This window comes from Pseudomonas sp., from assembly GCF_036387035.1.
In the GTDB taxonomy this organism is placed as follows: Bacteria; Pseudomonadota; Gammaproteobacteria; order Pseudomonadales; family Pseudomonadaceae; genus Aquipseudomonas.
This window is the reverse complement of sequence record NZ_DASVUM010000008.1, coordinates 1-7,758: the sequence shown is the minus strand read 5'-3', so window position 1 is coordinate 7,758 and position 7,758 is coordinate 1. Positions and strand designations below refer to the sequence as shown.

The 7,758-nt window shown below is 63.7% G+C and carries 6 protein-coding genes; 3 read left to right on the top strand and 3 right to left on the bottom strand.

Features of this window, described 5'->3' with window-relative positions; translation table 11 throughout:
• Positions 1 to 282 precede the first annotated feature (282 nt).
• On the bottom strand, positions 283 to 768 hold the full coding sequence (locus VF672_RS00710; protein ID WP_331100357.1) for a Dps family protein: 486 nt from the start codon (positions 766 to 768) through the stop codon (positions 283 to 285).
• 207 nt (positions 769 to 975) lie between these two features.
• Between VF672_RS00710 and VF672_RS00705 the strand changes: the two genes are divergently transcribed.
• The gene (locus tag VF672_RS00705; RefSeq protein ID WP_331100355.1) at positions 976 to 1,923 is read left to right on the top strand and encodes a VTT domain-containing protein; all 948 of its coding nucleotides are present in this window, start codon (positions 976 to 978) and stop codon (positions 1,921 to 1,923) included.
• A 191-nt stretch (positions 1,924 to 2,114) separates the two neighbouring features.
• On the opposite strand, the gene hemB is transcribed toward VF672_RS00705, so the two are convergent.
• Positions 2,115 to 3,089 (bottom strand): porphobilinogen synthase, encoded by a 975-nt coding sequence (gene hemB, locus VF672_RS00700; RefSeq protein ID WP_331100353.1) that lies wholly within the window; start codon positions 3,087 to 3,089, stop codon positions 2,115 to 2,117.
• Positions 3,090 to 3,311: 222 nt separating this feature from the next.
• Between hemB and VF672_RS00695 the strand changes: the two genes are divergently transcribed.
• Together VF672_RS00695 and VF672_RS00690 are read left to right on the top strand one after the other, a co-directional pair.
• Positions 3,312 to 4,556, top strand: a complete 1,245-nt coding sequence (locus VF672_RS00695) for an MFS transporter (protein ID WP_331100351.1) — start codon at positions 3,312 to 3,314, stop codon at positions 4,554 to 4,556.
• 111 nt (positions 4,557 to 4,667) lie between these two features.
• Complete coding sequence (locus tag VF672_RS00690) at positions 4,668 to 5,606, top strand: class I SAM-dependent methyltransferase (RefSeq protein ID WP_331100349.1); 939 nt, start codon at positions 4,668 to 4,670, stop codon at positions 5,604 to 5,606.
• 634 nt (positions 5,607 to 6,240) lie between these two features.
• On the opposite strand, the gene VF672_RS24480 is transcribed toward VF672_RS00690, so the two are convergent.
• Entirely contained in the window at positions 6,241 to 6,945 is a 705-nt protein-coding gene (locus tag VF672_RS24480) for a methyl-accepting chemotaxis protein (protein WP_414705548.1), read from the bottom strand.
• Positions 6,946 to 7,758: the final 813 nt, after the last annotated feature.

Here is a 7,758-nt window from a genome sequence, read left to right as displayed (position 1 = left end):
CGGCTTTAGCCGGGAATCCCACAGGCGATCGCGCCCGTTCAGTGGGACCGGCTTCAGCCGGGAATCCCAACAGGTGATCGCACGCGTTCAGTGGGACCGGCTTCAGCCGGGAATCCCAACAGGTGATCGCACGCGTTCAGTGGGACCGGCTTCAGCCGGGAATCCCAACAGGTGATCGCAGCGTTCAGTGGGACCGGCTTTAGCCGGGAATCCCACAGGCTATCGCGCCCGTTCGGTGGGACCGGCTTCAGCCGGGAATGGGCCTTCAGCCGCGACGCAGCTTCAGGCAACGAAGCCCTCACCTTCCAGCAGCGAGCGCAGCATCCAGGCGGCTTTTTCGTGGACTTGCATGCGCTGGGTCAGCAGGTCGGCGGTGGGTTCGTCGCTGACTTTTTCCAGCAGCGGGAACAGTTCGCGGGCCGTGCGCACCACTGCCTCCTGGCCTTCCACCAATTGCTGAATCATGTCAGTGGCTGCGGGCACGCCCGGCTCTTCCTTGATCGACGACAAGCGCGCGTAGGTGGAATAAGTGCCCGGCGCCGGGAAGCCCAGGGCACGAATGCGTTCGGCCACAGCGTCCACCGCCGTCGCCAGTTCGGTGTACTGCTCCTCGAACAGCAGGTGCAGCGTGCGGAACATCGGCCCTGTGACGTTCCAGTGAAAGTTGTGGGTTTTCAGGTACAGCACGTAGGTGTCTGACAGCAGTCGCGACAGTCCTTCAACGATCTGTGCACGGTCCTGCTCGTTGATTCCGATTTCGATGGCCATGAGATGCTCCCTGTGTCTATTGATGGCTGAGGCTGTTGATTCTAAGGACCACCGCCGCCCAACTGAAATCACGCCTGCCAATCGCTGCCATCGACGCGGGCTATGATGCCGTTCAACTGGCCACATTCAGCGTTGACACAAACGGGCTGTTCGGGCGACGGTACTGGCCCCCCTTTTCGCTTCCTCAACCTTCAGGCAGGCGCCGCCATGAACGAACTGCAGCAGTTGAACGAAAGCCACGGCCTCTTGCTGGTGTTCGTCAACGTGCTGCTGGAGCAGATCGGCCTGCCGGTGCCGGCCTACCCGACGCTCATCGTCACCGGCGCCCTGGCCATGCAGAGCAAGCCCTTGCTGGGTGCCGGCGTGCTGGTGGCCATGGTTGCCTGTCTGATTGCCGATGGCCTGTGGTACTGGGCCGGCAAGCGGTATGGCGGCGTGCTGCTGAAGACCATCTGCAAGATTTCCCTTTCTCAGGACACCTGCATTCGTCAGGGGCTGACCGTTTATGAGCGCGTCGGGCCGCGGGCGATGCTGTTGTCAAAATTCCTGCCCGGCGCGGGTGCCTTGGTCACCACCGTGGCGGGTATGAACGCGACGCCGCTCCCGGTGTTCGTGCGCTATTCCCTGGCCGGTTCGTTTATCTGGGCGGGCTCGGCGCTGCTGTTGGGCATGCTATTCAGTGATGCGCTGATCCCGATGCTCGACTGGCTCAGCGGTTATCTGCCGATCGCCATCGTCAGCGTGCTGGCGGTGTTGGGCCTGTTCATCGCCTGGAAGTACGCCAAACGGCGTCGGCTCAAGGCCCGCACGGCGAGGATTCCGCGCATCACCGTTGCCGAGCTGCTGGCCCTGCGTGACACCGACGACGCGCCGGTGATCATCGACGTGCGGCCGAGCTTTCATGCCGCGGTCGTCGAGGGCATCCCGGGGGCCGTGTCGATCAGCCTTGAAGAACCCGTCGCGCCGTGGATCGAACGCCTGCGGGATGTGGACATGGTGTTCTATTGCGCTTGTCCGAATGAATTGTCGGCAGCGCTACTGGCCGAAAGGCTCCACGCCCACGGGCTGATCCGGGGCAAGGCGCTGATCGGAGGGCTGGATGCTTGGCAGGCGGCGCAGATTCAGCCTGGATACCCGGACAGAACGGCGGCGTGAGGACGACGTCGATAGCACGCACCTGACTCTGGATGGAGGCAGACTCGTAGGAGCCGGCTTGCTGGCGAACCCTGTCGATCAGCGCCGAATTCGGGGACTGACACACCGAATCCGCCGGCCAACCGGCTCCCGCAGGATTTCGCCCCATCAGAAGACAGGGCAAGCCGACCCTCACGCTGAAGAACCGTCAATCAGATCCCGCTCAGTGCCAGGTCCATGGCGAAGTAGGTGAAGATCAGGTCAGCGCCCGCGCGTTTGATTGCGCCGAGGGTCTCGCGCACTACGCGGTGTTCGTCGATGGCGCCGGCCTGGGCACCGAACTTGATCATCGCGTACTCGCCACTGACCTGATACGCCGCCAGGGGCAGGTTGGAGGCTTCGCGGATGTCGCGGATGATGTCGAGGTAGGCACCGGCCGGCTTGACCATCAGCGCATCGGCGCCTTCAGCCTCGTCCAGCAGCGATTCGCGCAGGGCTTCGCGGCGGTTCATCGGGTTCATCTGATAAGTCTTGCGATCCCCCTTGAGCGCCGAGCCGCCGGCTTCGCGGAACGGTCCGTACAGCGCCGAGGCGAACTTGGTCGAGTACGCCATGATCGGCGTCTGGGTGAAGCCGGCAGCGTCAAGGGCCGCACGAATCGCTTTTACCTGGCCGTCCATCGCCGCCGAAGGGGCAATGACGTCAGCGCCGGCACGCGCCGCCATCACGGCCTGCTTGCCCAGGTTTTCGAGGGTCGCGTCGTTGTCGACGTGGGCGCCGTGCATCACGCCGCAATGGCCGTGGTCGGTGTATTCACAGAAGCAGGTGTCGGACATGACGATCATTTCCGGCACGGCGGCCTTGATGGTCCGCGAGATCCGCGAGACCAGCCCGTTTTCCTGCCAGGTGTCGCTGCCGGTGGCGTCCAGGTGGTGGGACACGCCGAAGGTCATGACCGACTTGATCCCGGCGCGGGCATAACGCTCGACCTCCTGGGCCAGCTTCGACTCGGGGATGCGCTGCACGCCGGGCATGCTGTTGATCGGCACGAAGTCGTCGATTTCTTCCTCGACGAAGATCGGCAGCACCAGATCGTTCAAGGTGAATTCGGTTTCCTGAAACAGCGTGCGGAAGTTTTCGTTGCTGCGCAGACGGCGTGGACGGGCAGCGGGAAACAGACTGGACATGGCAGTTCCTGAATCGGGATTTTCGGGAAGAGCGCCGGACCAACCACGTCCAGGCACTATCAATGGCGCGAAGCTTATGCCTGCGCCCGCCCCGATTCAAACGTCCTGACAAGAAAGTCCCTTACCTGCCTTGCAACAGTGCGCAGAACCAACGCAACGGCGCCGGGTCATCTAGCAATGGCGCAGCCGCTTCGCTTGCGCACCGCCAGAGTGAGTCAGCCCTTGAGCAAATCGTCCGATCAGCGCAATAACCGTTCTCTGGACGGCCTCAACTTCTTTCTGGCGGACGTGCGCGACGGGCTCGGCCCGTACCTGGCCATCTATCTGCTGGCGGTGCACAAGTGGGACCCGGCCAGTATCGGGCTGGTGATGACGCTGGCCGGGATTGCCGCGCTGGTCACCCAGACGCCGGCGGGTGCGCTGATTGACCGCACCCCCCGCAAGCGGTTGGTGGTGATCGTGGCCGCCTTGCTGGTCACCGTCGGGTGCCTGGTGCTGCCGTTCATTCACTCGTTCACGTGGGTGGCGATCACCCAAAGCATCAGCGCCATCGCCGGCTCGGTCTTCGCGCCGGCCATTGCGGCCATCTCGCTGGGGATCACCGGTCCGAAGGCCTTTACCCGCCGAACCGGGCGCAACGAAACCTGGAACCATGCCGGCAATGCCTGCGCCGCCCTGCTGGCGGGCGGCTTTTCCTGGCTGTACGGGCCGATTGCGGTGTTCTACCTGATGGCGTTCATGGCCATGGCGAGCATTGTCGCTGTGGCGTTTGTCGACGCCTCGGCGATTGATCATGACGTGGCCCGCGGCTTCGACCCCAGCCATGCCCAGGCCCACGACCAACCCAGCGGCTGGTCGGCGTTGTTGCATAACCGGCCGCTGCTGGTATTCGCCATCTGCTGCGGGCTTTTTCACGTGGCCAATGCGGCCATGCTGCCCCTTGTCAGCCAGAAGCTCTCGCAGATTGACGTCAACCTCGCCACACCGCTGACCTCCGCCTGCATCGTCGCCGCGCAGTTGGTGATGGTGCCGGTGGCGTGGCTGGTGGGCGCCAAAGCCGACGTGTGGGGACGCAAGCCGCTGTTGCTCGCAGGCTTCATTTTTCTGCCATTGCGGGGCGTGCTTTATGTGCTGTCCGACAACCCGTACTGGCTGGTGGGCGTGCAATTGCTCGACGGCATCGGCGCCGGGGCGTTTGGCGCGCTGTTGCCGCTGGTGGTCAAGGACCTGACCCGTGGCACCGGGCGTTTCAATGTCAGCCTGGGCGCCATCTCGACAGTCTTTGGCCTGGGTGCGGCGCTGAGCAACGGTCTGGCCGGGCTGGTGGTACGCGAGGCGGGCTACAGCGCAGCGTTCCTGACCCTGGCGGCGATTGCCGCCGTGGCCTTCGTGCTGCTGTGGCTGGCCGTGCCGGAAACCGGCGAAGGCGTGGTCCATGATCAACCCGAGGGTGCGCCGGCGACCTGATCCGCCGGTTTGGGGCCGGGTCTCTCGACGGATGACGGTGTCGCGCCGTCGTTGGTCGGGGAATTGGGTTTAGAATGCCGGCCCTCTCCACTGCCGACCCGCTGCCCACCGATGAATGCCGACGCCCTCGACTTGCTCGACACCCACCTTCAAACCGCCCTCGCCACCGTGCCCGCCGAGACCCGCCGCCTGTTTCACGGGCGTGGCCGGCGCTGGCTGGGGCTGGAGCAGCTAACTGTCGACTGGATGGAGGGCGTGGTGCTGGTGTCGCTGTTCAAGGCGCCAGCGGACGCTGAGCTGGAAGCCCTGAAGCAGCGCCTGATGACCCTGATCGAGTCGCCGGTGTGGCGGCAATCCGGTGCGCATACGCTGCTTTTACAGCACCGTTATCTGCCGGACAGCCACACCGAAGCGCTGCTGGGCGAGGTGCTGGAAGAGTGGACGCTGACAGAGGGCGGTCTGCGCTACCGGGTGGACTTCGGCAAAAAACAGAACACCGGGCTGTTCCTCGACATGCGCTACGGCCGTGACTGGGTGCGGGCCAATGCGGCGGGCAAGCGGGTGCTGAACCTGTTTGCCTACACCTGCGGCTTTTCAGTGGCGGCGCTCGAGGGTGGCGCTGAGCATGTGGTCAATCTGGACATGTCACGGGCGGCGCTGAGTCGCGGCCGCGACAACCACCGCCTGAACGACCATGACCTGAGCAAGGTCACGTTTCTGGGGCACGAGTTGTTCAAGTCGTGGGGCAAGGTGAAAAGCACCGGGCCGTATGACCTGGTGATCATCGACCCGCCGTCGTTTCAGAAGGGCAGTTTTCTGCTGACCAAGGATTATCAACGGGTGCTGCGCCAGTTGCCGGAGCTGCTGACCCCGCAAGGCACCGTGCTGGCGTGCATGAACGATCCGCTGCTGGGCGCGGACTTCCTCATCGAAGGCGTGACCCGCGAAGCGCCCGGCCTGCGCTTTGAACAACGCCTCGAAAACCCGCCGGAATTCGCGGATGCCGAGGCAGAAGGCGGGTTGAAAGCGCTGGTGTTTCGACAAGGGTAAGCCCGCTGCCGGCGGCGTCTTCGTGGGACCGGCTTCAGCCGGGAAAACGCCAGTATGAACACCATCCATTTTGCGGTGTGACATCCGACGCCTTCCCGGCTAAAGCCGGTCCCACCAGATGAGCGCGTTGTGTCAGTGGGACCGGCTTCAGCGGGGAATGGGCCAGTAGGCGCGCCATCCGTTTTGCGGTGTGACATCCGACGCTTTCCCGGCTAAAGCCGGTCCCACAAAGTGATCGAGCTGTATCAGTGGGACCGGCTTCAGCGGGGAATGGGCCAGTAGGCGCGCCATCCATTTTGCGGTGTGACATCCGACGCTTTCCCGGCTAAAGCCGGTCCCACCAGATGATAGCGTTGTGTCAGTGGGACCGGCTTCAGCCGGGAAGACGCCAGTATGAACACCATCCATTTCCCGGTGTGACATCCGACGCATTCCCGGCTAAAGCCGGTCCCACAAAGTGATCGAGCTGTGTCAGTGGGACCGGCTTCAGCCGGGAATGGGCCAGTATGAGCATTCGCGGTGTTGCGATGTGACATCTGACGCTTTCCCGGCTAAAGCCGGTCCCACCAGATGATAGCGTTGTGTCAGTAGCACCGGCTTCAGCCGGGAAGAGGCCGGCGCGAACAACCGAGTTCTATGCACTCAACCGCGAAATCACGTCGTTCAAGCCCACCGACAGCACATGCAAATCCTGACTGGCGGTCTGGGTGCGTTCGACGTTGCTCTGGTTGGTAATCGCGATGGCAGTGATTTCCGTCAGGTTGCGCGAGATATCCTCTGCCACGGAGGTCTGCTCTTCCGCGGCGGTAGCGATCTGGCGGTTCATGTCGCGGATGGCCTCCACTGCCGAGGTGATGCGCTCCAGCGAGGCGCCTGCCAGCGCAACTTGATCGACGCTTTCCTGGCTGCGCGCCTGACCGCTTTCGATGGCCTGGGCGGCATCCACCGCGCCGGTCTGCACCGAGTTAATGATCTGGTTGATCTCCGCGGTGGAGGCCGCCGTGCGCTGGGCCAGCGTGCGCACTTCATCGGCGACGACCGCAAAACCGCGCCCGGCATCACCGGCACGGGCCGCTTCGATGGCTGCGTTGAGCGCCAGCAGGTTGGTCTGTTCGGCGATGCCGCGAATCACTTCCAGCACCTTGCCGATGCGGCCGCTGTCGCTCTCCAGGCGGCGAATGACGTCGGCGGTGTTGCTGATCTCGGTGCGCATCTGGGTGATGGCGGTAATCGTCGCGCCCATGACCTTGCTGCCGTCCTGGGAACTGCGATCCGCTTCGTCAGCGGCCTGTGCGGCCTGAGCGGCATGGTGGGCGACTTCCTGGGCGGTGGCGGACATTTCCGTCATCGCCGTCGCCACTTGATCGGTGCGCTCGAACTGCTCGTGAGTGCCCTGTGCCATGAGCGCTGCAATCGCCTTGAGCTCGCCGCCGGCACTGTCCAGGTCGGTGGTGCTGCGCTTGAGGCGGGTGAAGGTGTCGGCGAGGAAATCGCGCAGCGTATTGGCGGCAACGGCAAGACGCCCCAACTCGTCCTGGCGAGTGACGGCCACACGCTCACTGAAGCGTCCCTGGCTCAGTTGCGCGACGTATTCAATCAGCATGCGGATCGGGCCGACGATGTTGCGGTTGACCATCCACAGTGTCAGCACGCCCACCAGTAAGGCCGAGGCGAGCATCACCAGCGTGCCGATCAGGATGGTCCGATCCGCCGTGCTACTGATTACTTTCGATTGTGTGTCGCTCTGGGTGCGAAGGCCTTCCACCAGCCCGTTCATCTGCTCGCTGGTGTCGCGGCCAACGCCTTTGACCGCCAAGTCTCCAGCGACCGCATCGCCACCCGAGGCGATGTAGGCGTCACGGCCCTTGCGGTAGGCGCCGCCGAGGGTGCGGTGCTCGTCGCGAAGCTTATCGACTTGAGCTTTAGTGGCCGCATCCAGCCCATTCAACGCACTCAGGCGACCCAGGCTTTCCTGGACCCCACGCTCCTGGTCTTCAAACTCCGACCAGAACCTGTCGCGATCCGCCGGCTGCTTGCCGCGCAACAGCACGTTCTTCCACTCCTGCACCTGGACCTTGAACTGTAAGTTAGCCCGATCAACCAATTGCGAGGCCTGCAAGGGCCCTTCAAGCAGACCGCGATAGGCGTGCAC

Bases quoted from the DNA above. Each gene is read 5' to 3' on its own strand.
- VF672_RS24480 (WP_414705548.1), bottom strand. From the start codon at position 6,945: ATGTCCGCCACCGCCCAGGAAGTCGCCCACCATGCCGCTCAGGCCGCA.
- hemB (WP_331100353.1), bottom strand. From the start codon at position 3,089: ATGTCCAGTCTGTTTCCCGCTGCCCGTCCACGCCGTCTGCGCAGCAAC.
- VF672_RS00705 (WP_331100355.1), top strand. From the start codon at position 976: ATGAACGAACTGCAGCAGTTGAACGAAAGCCACGGCCTCTTGCTGGTG.
- VF672_RS00710 (WP_331100357.1), bottom strand. From the start codon at position 768: ATGGCCATCGAAATCGGAATCAACGAGCAGGACCGTGCACAGATCGTT.
- VF672_RS00690 (WP_331100349.1), top strand. From the start codon at position 4,668: ATGAATGCCGACGCCCTCGACTTGCTCGACACCCACCTTCAAACCGCC.